The sequence below is a fragment of the Paraburkholderia sp. HD33-4 genome (genome assembly GCF_021390635.1).
GTDB lineage: Bacteria > Pseudomonadota > Gammaproteobacteria > Burkholderiales > Burkholderiaceae > Paraburkholderia.
The window spans coordinates 662,177-685,596 of the sequence record NZ_JAJEJS010000001.1; the positions used below are offsets into that span (position 1 = coordinate 662,177).

Below are 23,420 nucleotides of genomic sequence, written 5' to 3' on the forward strand. Positions count from 1 at the left end.
ACTCACTTCGCTTCGTTCTTCGGCGCGGCTCGGAAGACCCACAGCTTCGCCGTCGCGAAGTTCACGAACATACCGGCGATGGAACCGGCCGCGACGGCCAGCAAAGGACTCGCCGGGCCGCGCGGCAGCAGATGCAAAGTGAGCACATAGGCGCCGTAGTTGCACGCGCCGCCAAGCGACATCGCGGCGAGATACTGACACCATTCGCGCCACAGCGATGTGCCCGCCGCCGCGGTGAACGTGATGCGCCGATTGATCTGCCACGTGACGAAGGCGGCGCACAGGAACGAGATCAATCGCCCCACATAGGGGCCGCAACCGAGCGCCAGTGCCGCATAGAGCACGCCCGCATCGACGCCGAAGCCGACCGCGCCGGCGATCGCAAACCAGATGAATTCGCGGTGCAGCTTAGCCACCGTGGCTCCGCGATTTCAGGGCGGGGATCGCGAGATAGGCGATGCGCTTCAGCTCGTTTCTGCCGCGCGTGACCGTATCGAGAACGATGCCGCAGATCAGCAGGATCGCACCAAGCAGCATCAGCACGGTGCTGAAAATGAAGGTTGGAATGCGCGGCACGAGGCCGGTTTCGAAATAGGTCGTGAAGACCGGGATGGCGAACGCGATCGACAGCAGCGTGCAAATCGCGAAGCCGGCCGTGAAAAACGCGAAAGGCTTTTCCGACTTGAAGAGCTTCAGGATCATCATCAGGATTCTGAAGCCGTCGCGATACGTGTTGAGTTTGCTTTCCGAGCCTTCGGGACGCGACGAATAGCGTGTTTCGACTTCCGCCACCGGCATGCGCATACCGAGCGCATGGACCGCCAGTTCGGTTTCGATCTCGAAGCCTTTGGAGTGCGCCGGGAAGGTCTTCGCATAACGGCGCGAGAACACGCGATAGCCCGACAGCATGTCCTTGAAGGTCTTGCCGAAAATCGTCGCCGCGCATTGCGTGAGCAGCACGTTACCGAAGCGGTGGCCCAGCCGATATGCGGTTTGCTCGTCGCTCAGACGCGAGCCGACGACCATATCAAGCTTGTTTTCGATCAGCAGGTCGACGAGCATCGGGGCGGCCGCCGCATCGTAAGTCGCGTCGCCGTCGACCATGACGAAGACGTCCGCGTCGACGTCCGCGAACATGCGGCGCACGACGTTGCCCTTGCCTTGCAGCGGTACCGCAATGACCTCGGCGCCGGCCGCGCGCGCGACCTCGGCCGTGTTGTCTTTCGAGTTATTGTCGAATACGACGATGTCCGCGGTGGGCAGGCTTTTGCGGAAGTCGCTGACGACGGTGCCGATCGCGGCCGCCTCGTTGTAGCAGGGAATGACGACGGCAATTCGAACAGCAGAGGTGTCAACCATATGCGATGAGGTCTTTTGCAGGTTGCGTCCTGTCGCGTGCGCAGGCCGCCTGTGAATGATGAAAGGCGCCGAAAGCTTGCCTCTTTTTCTGTAATTTTACCTGAAGCCGTAGGGCTTCCCGGCGGCACATCGTAAGCCGATGCCGCGCGACACACGCGCGGCATCGGCAATCAGGCGGCGCGCGATCAGCGGACCTTGCCGGCGCGACAGCCGCGCACCGCGTCGAATACGAACACGAGGCAGCCGAAGAGAAGCGCCAGGTACGCCCATTTCATATGCATCGGCAAGAAGCGGAACTGGATGTCGGAGCTGCCGGCAGGCAATTCGATTTGCTGGAAGACTTCGGCGCTGCGTGCAATCGGGGTGCCGTTGCCGTTCACCGTGACGCGCCAGCCCGGCATGAACAGTTCGAGACGCGACAGCTTCGACGGCGCGTCGCATTGCACGTGAGCCGCGTCGCGATCCTTCGGCGTGACCGTGCAGCCGGGCGCATCGAAGTAGGGCGCCGGCGCGGGCAGTTCGAAAATCCGCATGACCTCGTCGCGATAGACCTCCTTCAGGCCCGGAGTCGGCGCGCTCGACAGATAGCCGCGCAGCTTCTCGAACTGAGGGGCGTCGATATTGGCGGGCACGAGCGCGTAGCGCACGCCGATGCGCTGATAGGCAGCCATGTTCGCGACCAGGCTATCGGCCGCGGACGGCCCGTTGGGGTCGTGCCGCGTGACGCCCGGAATGGGGTCCTGGTTGCTATCGAGATGGGTGGTGACGTAGTGCGTCCAGTCGGCAGGCGCTGGAAGATCGTTGTAGTTGATCGACGCGATGCCGAAATACGAGCCGTAATTCGGCGCGACCGGACCGAACGTTGCGAAACGGTTCAGCCCAAGGTTGTCCTGCAGATAGCGTACGCCGGCGAGATGAACGGTCTCCTCGCGCGGATTGCTGAGCGTCGGCACGAAGAAATTGACCACGCTCTCGACGATCAGCACGATGGCGAGCGCTCTCGCGGGCGAGCTGATCGCCTCGGTACGCCACGCGACGATCGCGACGGCAAAGAGCATCGCGAGGCCGATTACCGCGCCGAGCTGAGCGATCATTCCGGCGGGCACGATGTGTTGATTGACCATCGGAATGACGCTGATCAGGCAGGCGAGCGCGACGGCGACCACTGCGAGCTTGAGTCGCGACGAACGGGGCTGCGAGCCGATATCCGTCAGGGCGAGCGCCGCCAGCACGCACAGCGCGAGTTCCCACGAAGGCGGGAAATAGCGGAAATACGCGGCAAGCTTCACGCCGGGAATCCCGCGCACGAGCCAATGAATGCCAGGCACGCCGAAGCTCATGCCGAACGTCACCACCACCCAGGCTGCCAGCGCGATACGCAAGCCGCGCAGGCGTTTGCCGCATACGCCATACAACGCCAGAACGGACAAGGCGATGCCGGCATAGCCGCCGACTTGACCCCAGAACACCTCCAATCCTTGCAGCTGGAAGATGCCGCCGAACGCGTAGGGCATCCAGGTGGCGAGCAGCGTCGAGCTCGGCATGATCACCGTCGCGAAGCCGTCTCCCGCGTGGCCGGCCGTGTCGGCGAGCGGAAGGTAATCGAAGAACGCGAGCACGATCGGCGCCGAGATGATCAGTCCGACGAGTCCACCTACCGCGACGTGACCGACGAAGCGCAAACGCGCAGCACCCGGCAGCGAAGCCGCGCGCACCAGCGTCCAGACGACGATCAGCAGGCCGTTCAGATAGGCGACCTCCGGGAAGCCCGCATACAGCGAAGCGGCAATGCCGATGATGATCCATGCCGCGTTGCCGCGCCGCCCCTCGGCAATGTGCTCGCGAAGATTTTCGACGCCTAGCAGCACCATCGGCAGGAACGGCACGGGGTTGATGATGGCGTTGGCAAGCCACGCGAACGTGCCGTTGAACTGAAAGGCCAGCGCGCCCGCGACCGCGGCGAGCGGTGTACAGCCGAGCCTGCGCAATAACGCGAGGGTCGACAATCCCGCGATGATCTGCAGCGAAAGATGCATGTACAGCTGGCCGTCGGGCAACGCGAGCAGGACGTTCAGCGGCGACAGGGCCGCCGCCTGCATTTCGCCGGCGAGCGGCATGCCCACACCCTCGTAATGATTCCACCATGGCAGGTGGCCCGACAGAATATCGAGTGCGGCACGATGGCCAAGCGTGTGGCTGGTGAAGGCGATATTCGGGTCGATGGTCGGCATCGGAGGGAAGCCGCCGAACGGACCCGGCACTACGTTGGTGGCGATTCCGCTGTAAATCGCGAATGGATCGGCAACCAGAATCCCGAACAGTAATGGCGCCTTGACCAGCAGGGGAGCGAAGATGACGATGGCGACGCAGATCGCGAGCTGGCGACGTTGCGCCAGTCGCTCGGCAGATTCAACAGGAGGCATGTGCTGCGGACGAATGGATGGTAACAGCGCGCCATCCTAGCATTCCAAAGTCTTTACGGCACCATCCACCCAGCCATGCGCCCATCTTTGGACGGGCTGTCTCAGTGCGCTTCCGATGTGACCGGCACCTGCGCCACCGTGGAACGGCGAATCGCCCGCCCCTCTTTCCACCCGAAGTGCTGGTAATGCGCGACCGGGTCCACGCCGGCCGCCGCCACGTCCGTGTTCACGGCGAGATATTCCCGTGCATCGAAATCGGGCGGCAACGCGATCGGTTCGTCGGGGTCCAGTTCGCTGCGTTGCCCGAACACGCGCACCGCGCTCTTTTCGTCGTCCTGGCGGGTGCGCAATTGCTGGAGTTTGCGGCGCGTGCGTCCGAACGGCACTTCCGGCGTTGCGTCGCTGGCCGCCTGCGCCATCCGCCGCCAGCTCTCGGCGATATATTGCGGATCGCGCGAGCGCCTCATCACGACGGAGAACTCGATGTCGTTGCGCAGCGTGTCGGTGAAGTCTTCACATGCGAAATCGATCAGCTTCATCTCGCACAGATCGGCGATCAGTTTCGCGAACGAGCGCGGCGTGAACACCCAGCAGTGAACATCGTGATACGTGCCGTTTTCGTATGCGTCGCGCGCGAGATGCAGTGCACCTTGCCATGTGTGATGCCGTTTGACCGAGTGCGGATCGATGCGCTTTTGCCACGCTTCGAGGGTCGACACCTCGGCGGCGGACAGGCAGTGATCGAGCAGCGAGTAGGGTTGCGGTACCCGCGCACGGGCGATATAGCTGGACAGTACCTCGGGCAGGCGGCTTTCGCGGCGGAAATAGTCGAAGGTATAGCGCCGGTCGGGAACGACGAGACGCACTTCGCCGGTTGGTTTGAGAACGGCCGCCAGTTCTCTGAGCCACGTCACCAGATCGGGTACATGCTCGACGACGTGAGAGGCCACCACGTAGTCGACATAGCGGCCCCTGATCGCTTCATGCAGCGTGTTGCGACCCCACACCGCGTCCACATCGACGATCTCGGCGATGTCGAGATGAGGATCGTCCTTGTACTTCTGACGCAGGTGCGGCGTGTCCGTGTGGTCGACGTAGATGATTTCACCGCCGTCGCGACGCCGCACGAGAGGCCAGCACAGCGGACCTATCTCGACGCCCACGCTGTCCTTGACGCTGAGTCCTTTCAGCAAACGGCAACGCCGTTTGTCCCGAATCTCATCGATGCTGAGAGCATTGTCTTCCTTCGCCATGTTGCCTCCTCGTATTGGCGGCACCGCTTTCAGATATGACCGATGTTCACCGCATTGCGCGCGATCACTTACACGATCAGGTTCGCATCTGCACCTTGATGGAGTCTGAACTCTTGTCGCTGGCCAGACGGAAGGCCTCGTCGACCTCGTCGAGGCTCAGCTCGTGCGTGATCATGGCGCGCAACGTATCGCCCTTGCGCGCCAGCAGATCGATCGCAAGCGCGAAGTCGTGTTGTCCGTCGATGTAGCCGTAACAGTTCGGCAGGTGAATGGTCAGTTCCTTGATGTGCGGCTTGATGATTTCGATGTTCCTGAAGCCGTGGTCGAAGGCACCCAGCACGCTCACGTGACCGAGCGGGCGCACGAACTGACAGGCGAAGTCGAACGTGTCGGCCGTTCCGCCTACGGCTTCGATCGCATAGTGCGCACCCAATCCGCCGGTTGCCTGTTCGACCATGGCGAGCGCTTCGGCGCGATCGGCCGGCAGGATCGCGGTGGCGCCCATCGCCAGCGCCGCGCGGGCCTGAGCCGCATGTCGTGCGACCACGTAGACTTTTTCGCTGCCGGCGTCCAGCGCCGCGGCGAGCGCCGCGAGGCCGATCGTGCCCGCGCCGATCACGACGCCGACCGAGCCGCGCGCGATCGGCATCTTGCGACACCCGTGGATGCCGACCGCCACCGGCTCGACGATGGCGCCGAGCTGATCGTCGACGGCATCGGGCAGCGGGAATACGCCCGATTCCTTGGTGCGCACGTATTCGGCAAAGCCGCCGCCGAACGGAAATTCGCGCGCGCGGCAGTGAATCGGCGTGCCGAGCTTGCAGTACTCGCATTTGCCGCATGCGGTGCCCATCACCATGTCGAGCGTGACGCGCTGGCCGACGCGCACGCTCGTCACGCCTTCGCCGATCTCGACCACGGTGCCGCTCAGTTCGTGGCCGTTCGGAAAGCTTTGGTGGACGTCGACGTTCCGATAGGCGTGCAGATCGCTGCCGCAGATGCCGACGCTCGCCACCTTGACGATCACGGTGCCGGGTAGCAGTTCAGGCACCGGGATGCGGCCGACCTTCATTGCGCGCAGGCCGTCTTGCAAGCCGGCTCGCATGGACGCGCCTTCGGTGCGATGCTCGAGCGCGTTCGTCGAAGTCATCTATGAATCTCCGCAAAAAGTGAAACGCTTGCGCTGCGGCGCCTAACGTGTCTTTCGAATCCAGAAGCTCGCGCCGGGATTGCGCATGAAGAGCGGCATCCGCGCGTTCATCAGATCAGCGTGAAAGTGTCCCATGAACGTATTCATCAGGACAACTTCGAAAGCGCTGTTGTACTGGAGGAAGGCGCGCAGCAGATAGGCTTCGTTCCACGCGCGACCTTCGTAGATCCACTGCGGCGGGTATTCGAGCGGCAGGAACACGTCGTGAAAGTGCACGTGCACGCCGGGCGCGAGGATCGGCAGTATCTCGAAGACGATGCGGTTCACGTCGCTGCCGATCTTGCTCACGTGCGAGGAGTCGACGAACAGAATGTCGTTTGCTTCGAGCTCCGAGAATACCGACAGGTCGACGTCCTGCGCTAGCGACTTGACGATCTTTGACGTGACTTTGTCCTTCTCCGTCAGCAACGACAGCAAGCGTTCGTTGTTCGGCTCGACGAAGGTGCACTGGATCTGGCCGTCGAAGAACAGGTCGTTGGTATCGAGCGAAACGGCGGATGAGAAACCCGAGCCGATCTCGACGATGCGGCGCGGCCGCAGGTGGCGAATCATGCAGTACAGCGAGGTTGCGTCGCCATAGGAGAACATCACGTTCTCGAAGTAGAAGCGCAAGCCGTCTTTCTTGTGCGGCTCGAACGGCATCTCGCCGTAGTACCTGTCGGCGAACTCGCCGACGAGCCGCACCTGCGCCTCTTCGTTGAACTCGATGCCGGGCAGCGTGCGCGAAACGTTGCCGAACAGGCGTGCTTCGTCCTGCTTGATGTCGGCGATCGACGGGATCGGCGAATAGTAGTGGCCCGGAGGCACGTCGCCGAGATTCGAAAAGTGCGGAATGTTGACCTGAAGCGCGTCGCGATACTTGTCCCGTTCAGCGATCAGTTCCGCAATCTCGGGATGCTGTGCGGCAAGTGAATCGAGAACTTCGGGCGATGCCGACATCTTGTTTCTCCGCTTGAAGGAATTTGCGAAAAGCCATGACAGAAGCGCGGACCTGTAACGATATGCGGACTGGCTGGCGGCCCGGCGGTCACGGCTGGCCAGTCTATCGTACCGCCAGTATTCTGCACGCCCAATATTTCCGGATGTTCCGACATCGGCGAGCATTTACCGTTACTTACAAATTATTCGTCGGAGCAATCGGCACGGCCGCGTGCCCGAAGGTATCGAGCTCCCCGCTTCCCGCGGACGGCGCGCGCGGGTCGCGATCGCGCGGCGGACAGGGCGGGGCGGCCGCCGTTTCCGTAAGCCACGTAAGGAGTTCCGAAAGCCTGGCGCAGAGTGTTCGCCGCGTCGCCGGGACGGCCGTTTGCGTTACGATTTGGCGTAAAATCAAGCCCCTGCCGATAACGGTCGCGCCAGTTTCGCAATGGCGCGAACGCGTGAATTCCGCACCGTCCGGCGGACGGCAGCAGCGCCCACGATACGGGACGATTCGGGACGGAGCCCGCAATATGCATTTTAAAATTCTCCTGACCACTCACAGTACCGCGTTCATGACGAGCGGTGGTGGTGAGTCGGAACTGGTGCAGGTCGCCGAACTTCTCAACGATTCGGACGTACAAGCCGACATTTACGGCATTCGCAGCCGTCCGCTCCGCTTTTACGACGCGGTGATGCACTTCTCCGTCCATGCGGACGGCGAAGCGATCGTTCGCGAAACCGTGAATCAGGGCAAGAAGCTTTTCCTGTGGCCGAACGTCTGGTGGTTGAGCGCGCCCGACGCGGCGGAAATCAGCCGCATCGAGGCGTTCGTGCAGCGTGCCGAGCGGCTGCTCTTCAAGTCCTCGACCGAGCTCGCACACTTCAACGCGTACATCACGGTCGATCCGGGAAAATGCGTGGTGGTGGGCTCCGGCATATCCGACCGGTTTTTGCTGCCCGCCGACAAGGATTTGTTGCCCACCGTCTGCGACGTCTCGGACTACGTGCTGTGCCTCGGCCTGATCGAGCCGATCAAGAATCAGCTCGAACTGATCCGCGCGCTGAACCAGCTCGACATGAACGGCCTGATGGTCGGCGGTTTCAGGGACGAGGAGTACTACCGGCAGTGCGTGCGCGAGGCGCGTCGCGGCATCCATTTCCTGCCGTTCATCCAGCCGTGCAGCGCGCTGTTGCGCTCCGCGCTCGCCAGCGCGCTGGTGGTGGCGGAGCCGAGCTTCGATCCGCCCGGGCGCTCGTGCCTCGAAGGCGCATTCGTGAAGAAGCCGCTCGTCATGGTTGATGGGGATTGGCAGCGCGAGCACTTCGACGACAATGTCTGGTACGCGGCTTCCACCCGCGCGCCGGACATCGTTCCCGCCATTCAGGCTGCCCTGACCGACCCGGCCAGGGACAAAAAGATTGAAAGCAACTACGAACGCGTCTATGCACGGCACTCGTCGAGCACGGTAGCAGCAGACCTAATCAGAACCCTGATCGATGCCGGCCTCACAAATTACTAAAATTCCCCGACTGCTCGTCGTACAGCGGCGCTCCATGACCGATGGGCGAATGAATTCGCGCACCATCGGCGCGCGCTTCGCGCCTTTGCTTTCGTACATGCAGCGCCACCAGCTGATCGAGTGGGAGCAGATTTCGGAGGCGGACGTTGGCGTCAGCCATCTGCATCGCTTCGACGTCGTGCTGTTCAACAAGCACGTGTCGAACCTGTCGCTGAAGATCATGCGGATGGCGAACGAACTCGGCCTTCATACGATTTACGATCTCGACGACTGGCTGCTCGATCTGCCGTCGTGGAGCGTGCTCGAAATGAACGAGGACGTGCTCTACAACGTGCTCGCGATGATTCGCGAAGCGAGCGCTGCCACGGCGTCGAATCAGCTGTTGCAGGAGCGCATGCGCAAGGTGCGGCGCTCGGACGACGTGCTGATCATCCCGAACGGCTTCGACGATCAGGCGTTCGACCTGTCGCCGGAACTGTGGAGCGAAGCGCAGCCGCCGAAGATCATCTTCTCCAATCTCGACGGCATCAAGCTCGTGAGCTTTCGCAAGGAGTTTTTCGGCACCTTGCGCAGCTTTCTCGCACGCCACGAAAACGTGTCGATCGACTTCTGGGGCGATCCGTTTCCGGAACTCAACACAATTCCGCGCATGACGCATCGCGGCAGCCGCGGCAACCTTGAATACAAGCAGGCCATTCGCGACGAAGGCTACACGTTCGCGATCGTGCCGCTCGGTGCCGAAGAGGATCCCGAGACGCTGTTTTTCAACTCGTGCAAGTCGCCGATCAAATACGCGGACTACGGCAGCCTCGGCATTCCGAGCATCTATTCCGATTGCCCGACCTACCGCGAAAACGTCAAGCATCGTGAGACGGGCTACATTGCGTCGAACACGGCTGAGAGCTGGGCACGCGCGCTGGAGGACATGCTGGGCGACGCGCAGCTGCGGCAGTCGATCCGCCGCAATGCCTATGCCGATGTGTTCGACCGTTTCAGCGTGCGACGCATCTCGTCGATGTTCCTGAAGGCCTTGCCCGGCCCCAAGCCCCAAAACAGCTAACACCTATGGATCTTCTTCTGATTCGCCATGGTCAATCGCACGCCAACGTGGCGGGCCTGTTGAACTCGACCGAGCAGGACGAGTTGACCGAACATGGCCTGCAGCAGGCCGCGAAGCTGCGCACGCTGATGCAAAGCCACGGGTTCGTGCCCGACCGCGTTTTTTCGAGCCCATGGCGGCGCGCGTTACAGACCACTGAAGTGCTGTTCGAGGACAGGAGCGACTGGACCGTCGACGCCCGGCTCGGCGAAACCAATGCGGGGCGGTTCGCGACCTGGAAGGCCGAAGATTTTCGTCTGGCGTTTCCCGACTGGGGCAAACATCTGTCGGACCGTTACGAGGGCGGCGAGTCGCATCTCGAGCTGGCCGCGCGTTCGGTGAACTGGCTCGAGGAGGAGGTGCTGCGGCACGCGGATCAGCCCGGCCTGATCGCCGCCGTGTGCCACGCCGGACCGATCTCGGTGATCTCGCAATACCTGCTGAACGTGCCGTTGTCCCGCTTTCCCAACGTGCTGGTGCCGAATGCGTCGCTCACGCTGTTCCGGCGCAACGTGCATACCGGAAACTTTTATCTGCAGATCGCAGGGCTGTCATGAGTGCATCGATCAAGATTTTCGAGCCGCTTTACGCGCCGGGGCAGGTGCTGTCCGAACAGGCTTTTTATCCGCTCGAGATGCGCGACAACGCTCACGCCGCGTGGCGCGAGTTCTATATTCTCGTCGACATGTACCGCAAGGGCATGCATCGGCAGCAGCAGATCACCGGCCTTTTCTCGCCGAAATTCGCGCTGAAGGCGCGCGTAGACGGCAGCCGCTTTCTGGAGTTCGTGCAGGCCAATGCCGGCGCCGACGTCTGGATGATCAATCCGTTTCCGCAGCTCGCGTATTTCTCGTACACCGCGTGGATGCAGGGCGAGCATGCGCATCCGGGACTCGTCGAGCGCAGCCAGCAACTGCTCGACGCCTGCGGCATCGCGTGGAATCTGCGCGAGGCGCCCCGTCAGTCGCCGCATACGCTGTGCTACTGCAATTTCTGGGTCGGTTCGGAGTCGTTCTGGGAGAACTACGTCGGCAAGGTGCTCGAGCCGATTGCCACGTTTCTCGAAACACAGAGCGGCACCGAAGCCGCGCGCGGCGTGCTGGAACCCACGGTCCACTCGGACGACGCACCGTTCCTGCCATTCGTCGCCGAGCGTCTGTTCAGCACGTATCTGTCGCTGCGTCCCGAACTGAAGGTGGCCGCTTATCCGATCGAAGGCGACCAGGTGCTCGATTATTGCGTCAGCGATTTCGAAAAAGACATCGTGCGCTACATGCAAAAACCGATCGACGCAGCGGACCGCGCGCCGGTCTTTCCGTCCGAGCAGATTGCTCTGATGGATTTGCTGTGCACGCTTTCGCAGAAGTACGTGCGCGCGCATTTCTCGTTCACGCCGCATCCGCACACGGGGCAGCCGATCGACTTCGACAGGGCCGGCAAGCCACCTGTGACGAACGAGTAACGCGGCGCGATCGGGTTGGATCGCGCCGAGATGCGTTGGTGAGCGGCGGCGCTGACTACCTATCGCTTCTCAGCGGAAACGCTCGCCGTACTCGCACGCGCGTGTGTTGACGCGGCAGGCATGCCGACACCGGCGCCGACGAAAATGTTGCGCCATACCTCGTCGCCGGCACGTTGCAGCACGCCGTCGGCGTGCTTGACGAAGGACGCGTCGATCGGACTGCGGCCGTGGGTAGGGCCGACGCGCTGCGTGATCACCGGTATCCACGCGGCGAGTTCGGCATGGGCGTCGAATACGCAGTCCGGCGGGCAAATTTCCTGAGCGGCCGTGCCGCCGCGTACGAACACCGGCTTGCCGTAATGCATTGCTTCGAGCACCGGCACGCAGAAGCCCTCGTGGCGGCTCATCGCGAGCAGCGCGTGGGTGGACTCGTAGCACTCGAATAGATCGGCGTCGTCGAGCATGCCCTTGAAGTCGACCTGCTCGAGCACGCCGAGACGCCGCGCGTGATTGATCAGAAATTTCAGGTAATCGTAGTTCGGCGTGCTGCCGACGATGCTCAGCGTCGCGCCGAAATTGCGCTGTTTCAGCAACGACAGAATCTCGATGCCGTCTTCGATGCGTTTATGCGGCACCACGCGACCCACCATCAACAGGTTCGGCTCCGGGCGCTTGCGGCCCTTGCGCGGCCCTTCGCGCTGGAACACGTACATGTCCGGGAAGATCGGCGGCACGACCTTGATGGCGTCCGCCGCGACGATGCCGGCGAGGCTCGCCGCGGTGCCGCGTGAATTCGCGACGACGGCGTCGAAGCCCGCGAGCAGTGGCAGTTGCGCGAGTGCCTTGTCGCACAACTGCGCGGTGCGCGGTTCCAGTGCGCGCAACAACTGCGGGTCCGTTACACCGTGGAAGTAGCAGATCTTCTTGCAGTCGAGCGCGAGTATCCGCTCGAGGTACGGATCGTAGATCGAGTAACTGAGCAGGACTACATCGTCGCGAGTGACCTCTTCGAATAACGCGTCAAGCGGGCGCACTCCATTCGTTCCCTCCTCGAAACCGCTTGCATACAGCTCGGCCCTCATGCCGAGACGTTCAGCCATGCGTACGAAACCGATGCAGTGGTTACCCACCGCATCGCCCGAGAAAATGTCCGGAGCACATACCCGCAGCGTCATATCTTCTTCGCCTCCGCAATGTCGTTCAATCGTCGCGCATACGCGCGTGCGACTGCCTCGACTGAGTAATCGCGCTCGATGCGCGCCTTCCCCGACAGTGCGATGCGCTCACGGAGTGGCGCATCGTCGATCATGCGTTTGAGTTGTTCCGCCGCGATCGATACATCCGGATCGCACCAGTACTGACCTTCGGCGAACAGGTAGTCGCCGGGACGCAGCGGCACGAGTTCGCCGTCTACGAGGAAAGCGGTGTCGGGTTCGCAGAAGTCGACGTTGCCCGAGAAGTTCGTGACCACGACCGGCTGCCCCAACGCCATCGCCTCGGCGATCACGCGGCCGAAGCCTTCGCTACGGTGCAGTGAAATGTAGGCGTCGCAGCAGGCCATGAAGTCGGTCGAATCCTGGCGGCTCAGACGCTCGGACACGATGTGGATACGGCTATCGCCCGCGGCGAGGTCGAGCACGGCGCGCCACACCGGGTCGTCGTCGCGCACGTTCATCGCCTTGATGACGAGCCCGACGCCCGGCGAGCTGCTGCCGAACGCCTGCTTGAACGCCTGCACGCCGGCGAGCGGATTCTTGCGGCTCAGCCACGAGTTGCCGTCGAACATCAGGTAGAACAGGAACTCGTTGGTCGGCAAGCCGAAGCGCTCGCGCTTCGGCTCGAGCGGCGCGGGCACCTCGACCGCCATCGGCATCTGGTAGACCGGCGTATTGCCGAGCCGGCTGTAGACGCTTTGCACGAAGCGGCTTTGCGCCCAGATTTCGTCGACCATCTGATGCACGTTGCCGAACGCATTCGGCCAGTGAGGCAGCTCCCACGGCCATGCGCCGATCTTGTGGGTGGGCGCGTCGATCAGCTTGCGGCCGCCTTCCAGCGCGAGCCGCACCATTTCCGGCGCCGGCAGACAGATCAGGCTGATGTTGTACTTCAGCTCGTCGCTGATCAGATGATCGACCGAGTGTTCGAGACGCGCGGGTCCCGCCATCGGCGCGTTGAGCAGCGTGACCGGTGTCGAGCCGAGTTGCAGCACGCGTGCGGCCATGCGCGCGTCTTCGCCGAGGCCGAGCACGCCTTGCGGGAAGCCGATGATGTTGACACCGAATCCGTAGCCGACGCCTTCGACGCGCGCGTGATAACGGGCGGGCTCGCGCGCGTCGTCATCGGATTCGTCGTCGGCGGTGTCGGCGCCATCGGAGCTTTCGGTCCAGCGCACCTTCAGCGCGCCGACGAGCGGATATTCGGTCGACGCCCACTCGTTCCACCAGCGCACGAGCTGGTCGCGGCCGTCCGCGGTGCTCAGGTCGTACGCTTCGCGCAGATCCGGGCGGTCGCTCGCGATCATCGTGAGGAAGCGCGGCAGCAAGGTGTCGTCGGCCGGCTGCTCGTCGTCGATTCTCGCGAGCTCTTCGGCGAGATGAGTCGGCGACCACTTGATCGCGTAGTACTCGTCGTGCCCGTGCTTGTCCCACCACGAGATGAAGCCGAGCCGCTCGCTGAAGCTGCTCAGATTGAACGATGCCTGCAGATCGGGCCGCTCGTTCCAGATCAGCAGCAGAAAGCGCGGCAGCAGCGGCAACGCGCCTTCCTCGCCCGCTGCCGCGCCGAACAGACTGTCGGGCAACGGCGGGATGACCCAGTGAAGCGCCGGATACTGGTGCTGCCCGGCTTCGATCCACCACGACAGACACTTCAGGCGCCCGGTGAAGCTGTCGAGCGAACAGAGTGCCTGCAGATCCTCGCGCTCGCCGTGCAGCAGCCGCAGAAAGCGCGGCACCGGCAGCCAGTCGGCGTGCGTGCCCCATTCGGGCTCGAACATCAGCGCGGGCGTGGTGGGCGGCACCCATTTGATCGACGGTTCTTCGGCGAGATGAGTCGGCGACCATTTGATCGCGTAGTACTCGTCGTGCCCGTGCTTCTCCCACCACGAAATGAAGCCGAGCCGCTCGCGGAAGCTGCCCAGATTGAACGACGCCTGCAGGTCGGGCCGCTCGTTCCAGATCAGCAGCAGAAAGCGCGGCAGCAGCGGCAGCGCGCCTTGCTCACCGGCTTCCATGCTGAACAGGCTGTCGGGCACCGGCGGCACGCCCCAGTGAATCGCCGGATACTGGTGCTGGCCGTGCTCGATCCACCACGACAGGCATTTCAGGCGCCCGGTGAAGCTGTCGAGCGAGCAGAGCTCCTGCAGATCCCGGCGCTCGCCGTGCAGCAGCCGCAGGAAGCGCGGCACCGGCAACCAGTCGGCATGCGAGCCCCATTCGGGCTCGAACATCTGCGCGGGCGTGGTGGGCGGCACCCATTTGATCGAGCGGTACTGATGCTGGCCGTGTTCGATCCACCACGACAGGCAGCTGAGCCGCCCCCGCAGGGACTGCAGCTGGAAGGTCGCCTGCAGGTCGGGGCGATCCTTGTAGATCTCGCAAAGGAAGCGCGGCACGTAAGGGCCACCGTCCGCGGGAGGCGCTTCGGGCTCGAGCATGAAGCCGCCGATCGGCGGCTGCGACCACTTGATGCGCGGATACTCGCGCTGGCCGTGGTCTTCCCACCAGCTGAGCGCGTTGAGCCGCGAGGTGAAGCTGCTCAGGTTGAACGCGCTGCTCAGATCGGGCCGCTCGGTCGTGATCAGCGCGAGAAAGCGCGGAAACGGCATCGCGCTGGAGTCGGCCGGATCGATCGGTTCCAGCAGTGTGGGCCACGCGATCGGCGGGCGCCACGTCACGCGCGGACAGGTGGTCTGGCCATACTGCTCCCACCAGTCGAGGCAGTTCAGATAGCCAGTCAGCGTGTTCAGGTTGAATGCCTGGGACAGATCGCCGCGATTGCGCACGATCATCGTCATCAGCTTCGGCAATTGCAGGCCGGCTTCTTCGAGCACCGTGACGGGCTCGTGCAGCGTCTCGCTCAGATGCTTCGCATCGAGCACGCTCGGTTTGGTCGAGCCGAGCCAGTACGTGACGGCGTCCGGATGACGCTCGATCAGCGTGTCGTTGTCGAGCTGACGCAAATATTCGAGGTCTTCCTGTCGCAGTACCCAGTTGAAGTCCGGATACGTTTCGCGCGCCGACATTTCCCACCAGAAGTACAGCGTGACCCGGTCATCCAGCACTTTGGAATTGAAGCGCGCGAGATCGGCTCTGAACTTCATCAGAAAGTAGATCGCGCTCGGCAGGCAGAACAGTTCCCCCGGCGATGGATGGCGGTACTCTGCCAGCCATCCGGTCTTGTTTTTTTTGGGTCCCAGATTAATCAAGATTTGCAATCCTTGAAGGCCAAGCAAAAGAAAAATCGTCGGCAGTCAGTGTCAGATTGGGTGAATAGCAAGGGTCGTTCATCAACAGATGCCCCCAGCGCTGTCTGACCAACTCAGATTCCTGGTTGAAGCGGCTGATTTTTTCCGGTGTGTCTTCGGCGCCGCGGGTTGCCGATTCGTGATGATAAAGCTCCGCGTAGGGCGTCCACACATTGCGGTAGCCCGCTTGCCGCACGCGCAGGCAAAAATCGATGTCGTTGTAAGCGACGTGTAACTGTTCGTCGAGGCCGCCGACTTCCTTGTAGATCGACTGGCGGATCAGCAGGCACGCGGCGGTCACCGCGCACATCACGTTGCGCAGGCGCGCGCGCGCGAAGTAGCCGGGGTGCGTATTAGGGAAGTGCTTGTGCGCATGGCTCGCGATACCGCCGACGCCGAGCACCACGCCGCCGTGCTGGATCGTATCGTCCGGATACAGCAGCTTCGCGCCGACCGCGCCGACCTTCGCCTGCAGCGCGACCGACACCATTTCCTCGAGCCAGTCGGCGTTGATCACTTCGATGTCGTTGTTCATCAGGCAGACGAAGTCCGCCGTGCTCGCGAGCGCGACGCGGTTGTTCAGCGCCGAGTAGTTGAACGGTGAATCGTCGCGCACGACCTTGATGCGCTCGTCCTCTTGCAGGCGCGCGAACAGGTCGTGCGTTTCCTGCTTGACCGAGCCGTTGTCGATGATCGTGATGCGGAAGTTCGGATAGCTCGATTTCTGCCGCACCGATTCCACGCATTGCTCGACGAGTCCGGCGGAATCGCGCGTCGGAATGATGATCTCCACCGACGGCAGCGCCTCGGGCAGGTCGTACACGACCTTGTTGAACGCGTCGGTGCCCGGCGCGTGCTCGGTGTGGGCGTTGATGCCGTTGCGCGCGAGGTGTTCGTCGAGTGCGCGCATCGCCGCGATGTGCGCGTACGGTTTGGCTTCATGGCCGGCCGCCGTGCTCTCGGGAATCATGCGCCAGTGATACAGCGCGCGCGGCACGTGATACACCGTGTGATGACCCGCGCGATCGATCACGCGCAGCGCGAGGTCGTAGTCCTGCGAGCCTTCGAAGCCGGTTCTGAAGCCGCCGACCTCCTTCATGACCGAAGTCTTGTACACGCCGAAATGCGAGATCATGTTCTGGCTCAGGAACAGATCGTAGTTGAAGTCGCATTTGAAGTACGGGTCCGAGCGGACTCCGTCGATCGAGATCTTGTCTTCGTCGCTGTAGATCACCGTCGCGTCGGGATGCGCGTTGATCAGTTCGGCGACGCAGTAGAGCGCGAGCGGATGCAGTTCGTCGTCGTGATCGAGCAGGCCGACGAATTCGCCGACGGCAAGCTCGAGCGCGGTGTTGCTGGAGTTGCTGATGTGACCGTTCGTCGTGCGATACGCGACCTTGATGCGCGGATCCTTCGCGACGTAGCTGTCGAGCACCTCTTTGACCTCGGGGTTCGTCGAGCAGTCGTCGGCGATGCAGAATTCCCAGTTTTCGTAGACCTGGTCGACGACCGAATCGATCGCCATGCGCAGCCATTTAGCCGGCGTGTTGTAGGTCGGCATCACGATGCTGATGAGCGGCTGCAGCGCCCACGCCTTCGAGCGCGCGCGCAGTTCCGGGTAATGCGACGCGGGCGGTTCGTGCCGCTCGATCCATTCCTGATAGGTGTGGCCCACGGTGGGGGCCGGCGCGGGCTGCGCGCCGCCGCCCCATGACGCCATCCGGCGCGCGCGTTCGAGCAGCTCCGTCGGGCAGTCGGCGTCGGCCACCAGTTCGACGTTAAAGCCGTTGACCGAAAACAGTCCCGAGCGCGCGATCGGATCGAGGCGCAACGGACCGACCAGCGGCGGAAACGCGACGACCTGATCCACCCGGCCGTCCGCATCGACCACGAGACCGATCGTCGCGTGCTCCGACATGCCCGCGCCCGCATCGAAATAGATCATGCACGGCGAAGCCGGCATGTCTTCTTTCGCGAGCTCGAACGAAATACGCGCGGCGCGACCCGACAGATCTTCCCATCCCGTCAGCTCGAACTGCGGATCGCTGTTCGTCGCGCTCCACGCGAAGCCGGAATTCGAGGACGCCTCGACGTTATTCAGGGGACGAAGTTCGAAGTTCTTCATGAGGTTCGTCACGGGTTTTGTCATTTCGTCTGCAGGGAGTCGTAGAGGTCTTTCAAGGGCGACAGGACGGCCTGCCAGGTCAGATCTCGCGTCGGGGCCGCGACAGCGCCGCGCGGTTGTGCGAGCGCCGCGCGAATCGATCCGGCGATGCTGTCGACGTCGAACGGATCCAGGTAGGCGACATGCTGCGCGAAATATTCTTCGGTAGAGCCAACTTTCGTGACCGCGATGCGTGCGCCGGCGGCGTGCGCTTCGAGCGCGGCGAGCCCCGGCGTTTCGAGCGTGCTCGGCAGCACGAACGCTTCGCAGGCCGCGTAGGCGGAGCGCAGCAGCGGCGAATCGTGAGGCAGCGTGCCGGCGTAGACGACCTGCTCGCCGCCCTCGTCGAAGCACGCCTTCGCGTATTCGGGATCGCGCTGATGGCCGATCAGCACGAGCTTCAGATCGGGGAATGACTTCACCGCCCGGATCAGCGCGAGCTGGTTCTTGCGCGGCTCGATGTTGCCGACGTTCAGGATGAAGCGCCCCTCGATACCGTATTCACGGCGGAACGACTCCGCCGCGGCCGGCTCGTAAAAGCTCTGTTCGACCCCGTTCAACACGCTCACGAACTTCTCGCGCGGTAGATCGAAGATGCGTGCGAGCGTGTCGCACTCGATCTCGGAGTTCGCGACCACGCGGTCCGCGAGAGAAAACTGATGATGGATCTCGCCGATCGGATAGAGATGCTTCGTTTCCTCCGTCACCCACAGGCTCGACGACACGACGAGCGGCAAGCCGAGTTGCTTGACGAAGTTGCAGAAGTGCACCGAGCCACCGACGCACGAGAAGAAATGCACCACGTCGTGTTCGAGAAATCGCGGCTTCCACGGATCGAACAGCGTGACGTCGACGCCGTGCGCTGGCAGATGCTTGTGATACGCAAGCAACTGGATTTCTCCGCCGCCGGGGGTATGGAAAGCCATCGGGTAGGTGGCGAACAATACTTTCATAGGTGGGACTCTAGTCGCTCAATCAGTTCTTTTCTTCAGACCAGCACGTCGTGGCACGCCGCTGCGCGTAACGCGCGGGATCGGCGGCGGGACCGGGCGGGACCGGGCAAATTCGGGGCATTCACGTGGATGCGCGCCGCGCGTTTGCGCGGCCTTCAGGCGCTGGCTTGCCGGTGCGCCGGCCGGAGCCCGTTCGCACGGCCAACGACCGGGCCTGAGTGTGCTGTTGTCGAGCACGTCGGATCGATACCACGAATTCCACATGCGCGAATATGTTTGAGTTGTTACCAAGTGTACGAACGACGCGCCAGCGGGCGCAGGTCCGTTTTATTATCACGGCCCGACGTTCGTGCCGCGTGTTGAGGCTGCCGGCTTGGTCGCGGCAGCGCAGACATTCTAGCGCCCAGGTGGCCCGATGCCATCCCTTACGACTCGCAGGCCGCGACGGGTGTCGCCCGAATACAATACGTTCCCAGCCAGACTTCCTGAGAAAGCACCGCCGATGCCAGATTGTATCTTGTCTGATCCGCCTTTCCCGCCGTTTGCGGCCGCGTCGAATCCCGACGACGATCGGCTGTTTGCGTGGATCGCGCGGCATGGCGTCGGCGAAATCGTGCGCCGCGAAGGGCGTGACGGAGCATTGCGATGAGTCTGCAAGTTCTCGTCACCGGCGCCAACGGCTTCGTCGGCCAGGCGGTGTCGCGCGCGTTGCTGCGGCGGGGCGATCGCGTGACCGGCGCGGTGCGCCGGCCGCAGACGGCCGCCGAGGGCGTGCGTGAATGGCTGCTCGATACCGAAGACTTCGCGGGCATCGACCAGCGCTGGCCGGTCGCGCTCACTTGCGATGCGGTGATTCATCTGGCGGCGCGCGTGCACGTGATGCAGGAAACCTTGACCGGGCCGCTCGCCGCTTATCGCGCGACCAACGTCGAGGGCAGCTTGCGCGTCGCGGCCGCGGCGCGCCGCGCGGGCGCGCGGCGCTTCGTGTTCGTCAGCAGCATCAAGGCGATGGGCGAGGCGAGCAGCGGCCGGCCGATCGCCGAAACGGATCAGCCCGCACCGTCCGATGCTTATGGCATCTCGAAACTGGAAGCCGAGCGCGCGCTGTTCGACTACGGCCGCTCGACGGGGCTCGAAGTCGTCGTGGTGCGCCCGCCGCTGGTCTACGGGCCGGGCGTGCGCGCGAACTTTCTGCAACTGATGAACGCGGTCGCGCGAGGCATTCCGTTGCCGCTCGGCGCGGTCAATGCGCGCCGCAGCCTCGTGTTCGTCGACAACCTCGCGGACGCGCTCGTGCATTGCGCGACCGATCCGCGTGCCGCCGGCGAAACCTTCCACGTGACCGACGGCCGCGACCTCAGCGTGCCTGAGCTCGCGCGTCTGCTGGCCACGCAGCTGCACGTGCCCGCGCGGCTCGTGCCGGTGCCGGCCGGCGTGCTGCGTCTCGCGGGGCGCCTGACCGGCCGTTCGGCGCAGATCGACCGGTTGATCGGCGAGCTGTGCGTCGACGGCTCGCATATCCGCGAGTGCCTGAACTGGTATCCACCGCATACGGTCGAGCATGGGCTGCTCGAAACGGCGGCGTGGTATCGCTCTACGCATTGACCACGCATTGAACCCGCCCTGACTCCGACCTGAACCGCTAACGCCATCGATGCCGCTCGCTTCACATTCCGCCTCTTCCATCATCTCTTTGCTGCCGTGGGGCGCCGCCGCGCTCGCCGCCTGCGCGGCGATCCTTTGGACGCTGTTGCGCACCGGCCTCGCGTGGCGGCTCGCCACCGATATCCCCAACGACCGCTCGCTGCACACGCGCCCGACGCCGCGCGTCGGCGGCTGGGGCATCGTGCCGGTCGCGGTGCTGCTGATCGCGCTCGCGGCGCCGTCGCTGTGGCTGCCCGCGCTTGCCGCGGCGCTGCTAGCGGCGCTGTCGCAGATCGACGATCGCCGCGGCCTGCCCGCGCGCGTGCGCTTCGGCGGCCACGCGGCGGCGGTGGCGGCGCTCATCGCCGTCTATCCGGCCGACGTGCCGTGGTGGGCGCTCGCGTGCATGGCGGTTCTGCTCGTGTGGCTCGTCAATCTTTACAACTTCATGGACGGCTCGGACGGCCTCGCGGGCGGTATGGCGTTGTTCGGCTTCGGCGGCTATGCGGTGGCCGGCTCGCTGTCGTCGCATGCTGACCCGGCGCTCGCGACGGCGAGTCTGATCGTCGCGGGTGCGGCCGCGGGCTTTCTGCTGTTCAACTTTCACCCGGCGCGCATCTTTCTGGGTGACGCCGGCTCGATCCCGCTCGGCTTCCTCGCCGGCGCGCTCGGCTACTGGGGCTGGCGCGAGGGCGTCTGGCCGGTGTGGTTTCCGGCGCTGTGCTTCGCGCCGTTCATCGGCGATGCGTCGGTCACGCTGCTCAAGCGCCTGCTGCGCGGCGAAAAATTTTGGCAGGCGCATCGCGAACACTACTATCAAAGACTGGTGCAGTCGGGTTTGGGGCACGCATCGACCGCGTGGATTTGGTATTTGTTCATGGCGGCGGGCATAATGCTTGCTATCTGGGCGCTACAATTCGCTCTTCTGTATCAATGGCTGGTCGTCGTCGCATGGGCTGCCGTGCTGGTCATCGCAGGGCTGTGTATTGATCGCCGCTGGCGGCGCCATGTGTCCCGTTCCGGGCCAATCTGAGGTTCTGCGCAATGAAAAGCTTCAAAGCCAGATGGCTTTCGTTCAGTGCGTTTGCGTTCGACCTGTGCGCGGTGGCCATGGCCTGGATGCTGGCCTACGTGATCCGGTTCAATGGGCCGGTGCCCGCGCCGTTCTGGTCGAGCGGGCTGCATGCACTCGTCTGGGTGCTGCTGATCTACGCCGTGATGTTCCGCAGCTACGGCCTCTATCGCGGCATGTGGGTGTTCGCGAGCCTGCCCGACCTCGTACGGATCGCGAAGGCGATCGGCGTCGGCGCGCTCGTCGTCGTGATCGGCTCGGCGCTGTTGCAGCCGGCGCCGGTGGTGCCGCGCTCGGTGCTGATCGTGTCGCCGATGCTGCTGTTCCTGACGATGGGCGGCTCACGCGCGCTGTATCGCGCGGCCAAGGAGTTCTATCGCTACGGCGGTCTCGTCGGCCAGGGCAAGCCGGTGCTCGTGCTCGGCGCGGGCAATGCCGGCGCGAACCTCGTGCGCGAGTTGAAGCGTTCGGGCCAATGGCGCCTCGTGGGTTTGCTCGATGACGATCCGATCAAGCAGGGCCGCGAAATCTACGGCTATCGCGTGGTCGGCGCGATCAGCGATCTGCAGAAAATCTGCACGGAGCTGAAGGTCGAGCATGTGATCATCGCGGTGCCGTCGGCGTCGGTGGAAGCGCACCGGCGCATCGCCACGCTGTGCGTGCGCGCCGGCGTACGCGCAATGACGCTGCCCGCGCTGACGCCGCTCACACAAGGCCAGGCGTTCCTGTCGCGGGTGCGGCAGATCGATCTCGAAGACCTGCTCGGCCGCGACCCGGTGACGATCGACACCGAGCATGTCGCCGCGCTGCTGAAAAACCGCGTCGTGATGGTGACGGGCGCGGGCGGCTCGATCGGCTCGGAGCTGTGCCGGCAGATCCTGCGCTTCGGGCCGGTGCAACTGGTCGCGTTCGACATCTCCGAGTTTTCGATCTATCGCCTGAACGAAGAGCTGCGCGACAAGTATCCGGAAGTGTCGGTGGTGCCGATCATCGGCGACGTGAAGGACTCGCTGCTGCTCGATCAGGTGATGGCGCGCTACTGTCCGCACATCGTGTTTCATGCGGCGGCTTACAAGCACGTGCCGTTGATGGAAGAGGTCAACACGTGGCAAGCGGTGCGCAACAACGTGCTCGGCACCTACCGTGTCGCGCGCTCGGCGATTCGCCACGACGTCGCGCATTTCGTGCTGATCTCGACCGACAAGGCCGTCAACCCGACCAACGTGATGGGCGCGAGCAAGCGGCTCGCGGAGATGGCGTGCTCGGCGCTGCAGCAGCAGGGCGCGCGACGCACGCAGTTCGAGACGGTGCGCTTCGGCAACGTGCTTGGCAGCGCGGGCAGCGTGATTCCGAAGTTCCAGGAACAGATCGCGCGCGGCGGCCCGGTGACGGTCACGCATCCTGAGATCACGCGTTTCTTCATGACGATTCCGGAGGCTTCGCAACTCGTGTTGCAGGCGTCGAGCATGGGGCGCGGCGGCGAGATCTTCATTCTCGACATGGGCAAGCCGGTGCGGATCGCCGATCTGGCTCACGATCTGATCCGCCTGTACGGCTTCACCGAGGAGCAGATTCGCGTCGTGTTCACGGGCCTGCGCCCGGGCGAGAAGCTCTACGAGGAACTGCTCGCGGACGACGAAACGACTACGCGTACGCCGCACTCGAAGCTGCGGATCGCGCAGGCTCGCGAAGTGCCGGACAGCCTGATCGACAACCTGCTGCCGTGGCTGATGCAGCATCGCGTGCCGGCCGACGACGAAGTGCGGCGCGATCTGCGGCGCTGGGTGCCGGAGTATCTGCCGGCGACGGCCACTACGCTGCGCAGCGTGATGCCGGCGACGAAGGCTTCTTAAGAGGGATTTCTCCGCCGCTCAG

18 protein-coding genes are annotated in these 23,420 nt (G+C 63.6%); 8 read left to right on the forward strand and 10 right to left on the reverse strand.

Annotation, left to right across the window (positions count from 1 at the left end; translation table 11 throughout):
- Window positions 1–2: 2 nt before the first annotated feature.
- From L0U84_RS03005 to L0U84_RS03030, 6 genes are all read right to left on the reverse strand, one after another.
- The gene (locus L0U84_RS03005; protein WP_326491152.1) at window positions 3–416 is read right to left on the reverse strand and encodes a GtrA family protein; all 414 of its coding nucleotides are present in this window, start codon (window positions 414–416) and stop codon (window positions 3–5) included.
- Window positions 409–1,359 (reverse strand): glycosyltransferase family 2 protein, encoded by a 951-nt coding sequence (locus tag L0U84_RS03010; RefSeq protein ID WP_233847588.1) that lies wholly within the window; start codon window positions 1,357–1,359, stop codon window positions 409–411. The genes L0U84_RS03005 and L0U84_RS03010 overlap by 8 nt, the downstream gene beginning before the upstream one ends.
- 185 nt (window positions 1,360–1,544) lie before the next feature.
- Window positions 1,545–3,782, reverse strand: a complete 2,238-nt coding sequence (locus L0U84_RS03015; protein WP_233847591.1) for a YfhO family protein — start codon at window positions 3,780–3,782, stop codon at window positions 1,545–1,547.
- 101 nt (window positions 3,783–3,883) lie between these two features.
- Window positions 3,884–5,035, reverse strand: coding sequence for a methyltransferase domain-containing protein (locus tag L0U84_RS03020; protein WP_233847593.1), 1,152 nt, complete (start codon window positions 5,033–5,035; stop codon window positions 3,884–3,886).
- A 76-nt stretch (window positions 5,036–5,111) separates the two neighbouring features.
- Complete coding sequence (locus tag L0U84_RS03025) at window positions 5,112–6,185, reverse strand: zinc-dependent alcohol dehydrogenase (protein ID WP_233847595.1); 1,074 nt, start codon at window positions 6,183–6,185, stop codon at window positions 5,112–5,114.
- Window positions 6,186–6,227: 42 nt separating this feature from the next.
- Entirely contained in the window at window positions 6,228–7,184 is a 957-nt protein-coding gene (locus tag L0U84_RS03030) for a class I SAM-dependent methyltransferase (protein ID WP_129956851.1), read from the reverse strand.
- 440 nt (window positions 7,185–7,624) lie between these two features.
- Here L0U84_RS03030 and L0U84_RS03035 point away from each other — a divergent pair, with 440 nt between their 5' ends.
- Genes L0U84_RS03035 through L0U84_RS03050 form a run of 4 tightly spaced genes read left to right on the forward strand, consistent with a single transcriptional unit; the run spans window position 7,625 to window position 11,247 of the window.
- Window positions 7,625–8,686 (forward strand): glycosyl transferase family 1, encoded by a 1,062-nt coding sequence (locus L0U84_RS03035; RefSeq protein WP_442793967.1) that lies wholly within the window; start codon window positions 7,625–7,627, stop codon window positions 8,684–8,686.
- Between the two features lie 49 nt (window positions 8,687–8,735).
- Complete coding sequence (locus L0U84_RS03040; protein ID WP_233847597.1) at window positions 8,736–9,746, forward strand: glycosyltransferase; 1,011 nt, start codon at window positions 8,736–8,738, stop codon at window positions 9,744–9,746.
- Between the two features lie 5 nt (window positions 9,747–9,751).
- A complete protein-coding gene (locus L0U84_RS03045; protein WP_233847600.1) occupies window positions 9,752–10,342 on the forward strand; it encodes a histidine phosphatase family protein in 591 nt (196 codons plus the stop codon).
- Complete coding sequence (locus L0U84_RS03050; RefSeq protein WP_233847602.1) at window positions 10,339–11,247, forward strand: hypothetical protein; 909 nt, start codon at window positions 10,339–10,341, stop codon at window positions 11,245–11,247. Before L0U84_RS03045 ends, L0U84_RS03050 begins: the two co-directional genes overlap by 4 nt.
- A 59-nt stretch (window positions 11,248–11,306) precedes the next feature.
- On the opposite strand, the gene L0U84_RS03055 is transcribed toward L0U84_RS03050, so the two are convergent.
- The 4 genes from L0U84_RS03055 to L0U84_RS03070 are packed head-to-tail and all read right to left on the reverse strand — an operon-like array spanning window position 11,307 to window position 18,829.
- The gene (locus L0U84_RS03055) at window positions 11,307–12,422 is read right to left on the reverse strand and encodes a glycosyltransferase (RefSeq protein ID WP_233847608.1); all 1,116 of its coding nucleotides are present in this window, start codon (window positions 12,420–12,422) and stop codon (window positions 11,307–11,309) included.
- On the reverse strand, window positions 12,419–15,673 hold the full coding sequence (locus tag L0U84_RS03060; protein ID WP_233847611.1) for a glycosyltransferase family 4 protein: 3,255 nt from the start codon (window positions 15,671–15,673) through the stop codon (window positions 12,419–12,421). Before L0U84_RS03060 ends, L0U84_RS03055 begins: the two co-directional genes overlap by 4 nt.
- Window positions 15,666–17,861 carry a glycosyltransferase family 2 protein gene (locus L0U84_RS03065; RefSeq protein WP_233847618.1) on the reverse strand — a complete coding sequence of 732 codons (2,196 nt, stop codon included), beginning with the start codon at window positions 17,859–17,861 and terminating at the stop codon, window positions 15,666–15,668. The genes L0U84_RS03060 and L0U84_RS03065 overlap by 8 nt, the downstream gene beginning before the upstream one ends.
- Complete coding sequence (locus tag L0U84_RS03070; RefSeq protein WP_233847621.1) at window positions 17,858–18,829, reverse strand: glycosyltransferase; 972 nt, start codon at window positions 18,827–18,829, stop codon at window positions 17,858–17,860. The genes L0U84_RS03065 and L0U84_RS03070 overlap by 4 nt, the downstream gene beginning before the upstream one ends.
- Window positions 18,830–19,346: 517 nt before the next feature.
- Here L0U84_RS03070 and L0U84_RS43775 point away from each other — a divergent pair.
- The 4 genes from L0U84_RS43775 to L0U84_RS03085 are packed head-to-tail and all read left to right on the forward strand — an operon-like array spanning window position 19,347 to window position 23,398.
- Window positions 19,347–19,478 (forward strand): hypothetical protein, encoded by a 132-nt coding sequence (locus L0U84_RS43775; protein ID WP_267939424.1) that lies wholly within the window; start codon window positions 19,347–19,349, stop codon window positions 19,476–19,478.
- Window positions 19,475–20,434: a UDP-glucose 4-epimerase family protein gene (locus tag L0U84_RS03075; protein ID WP_233847627.1), complete on the forward strand. Its 960-nt coding sequence runs from the start codon at window positions 19,475–19,477 to the stop codon at window positions 20,432–20,434. The genes L0U84_RS43775 and L0U84_RS03075 overlap by 4 nt, the downstream gene beginning before the upstream one ends.
- 49 nt (window positions 20,435–20,483) lie before the next feature.
- Window positions 20,484–21,506: an MraY family glycosyltransferase gene (locus tag L0U84_RS03080; RefSeq protein ID WP_233847630.1), complete on the forward strand. Its 1,023-nt coding sequence runs from the start codon at window positions 20,484–20,486 to the stop codon at window positions 21,504–21,506.
- A gap of 11 nt (window positions 21,507–21,517) precedes the next feature.
- The gene (locus tag L0U84_RS03085) at window positions 21,518–23,398 is read left to right on the forward strand and encodes a polysaccharide biosynthesis protein (protein WP_233847641.1); all 1,881 of its coding nucleotides are present in this window, start codon (window positions 21,518–21,520) and stop codon (window positions 23,396–23,398) included.
- Window positions 23,399–23,420 lie beyond the last annotated feature (22 nt).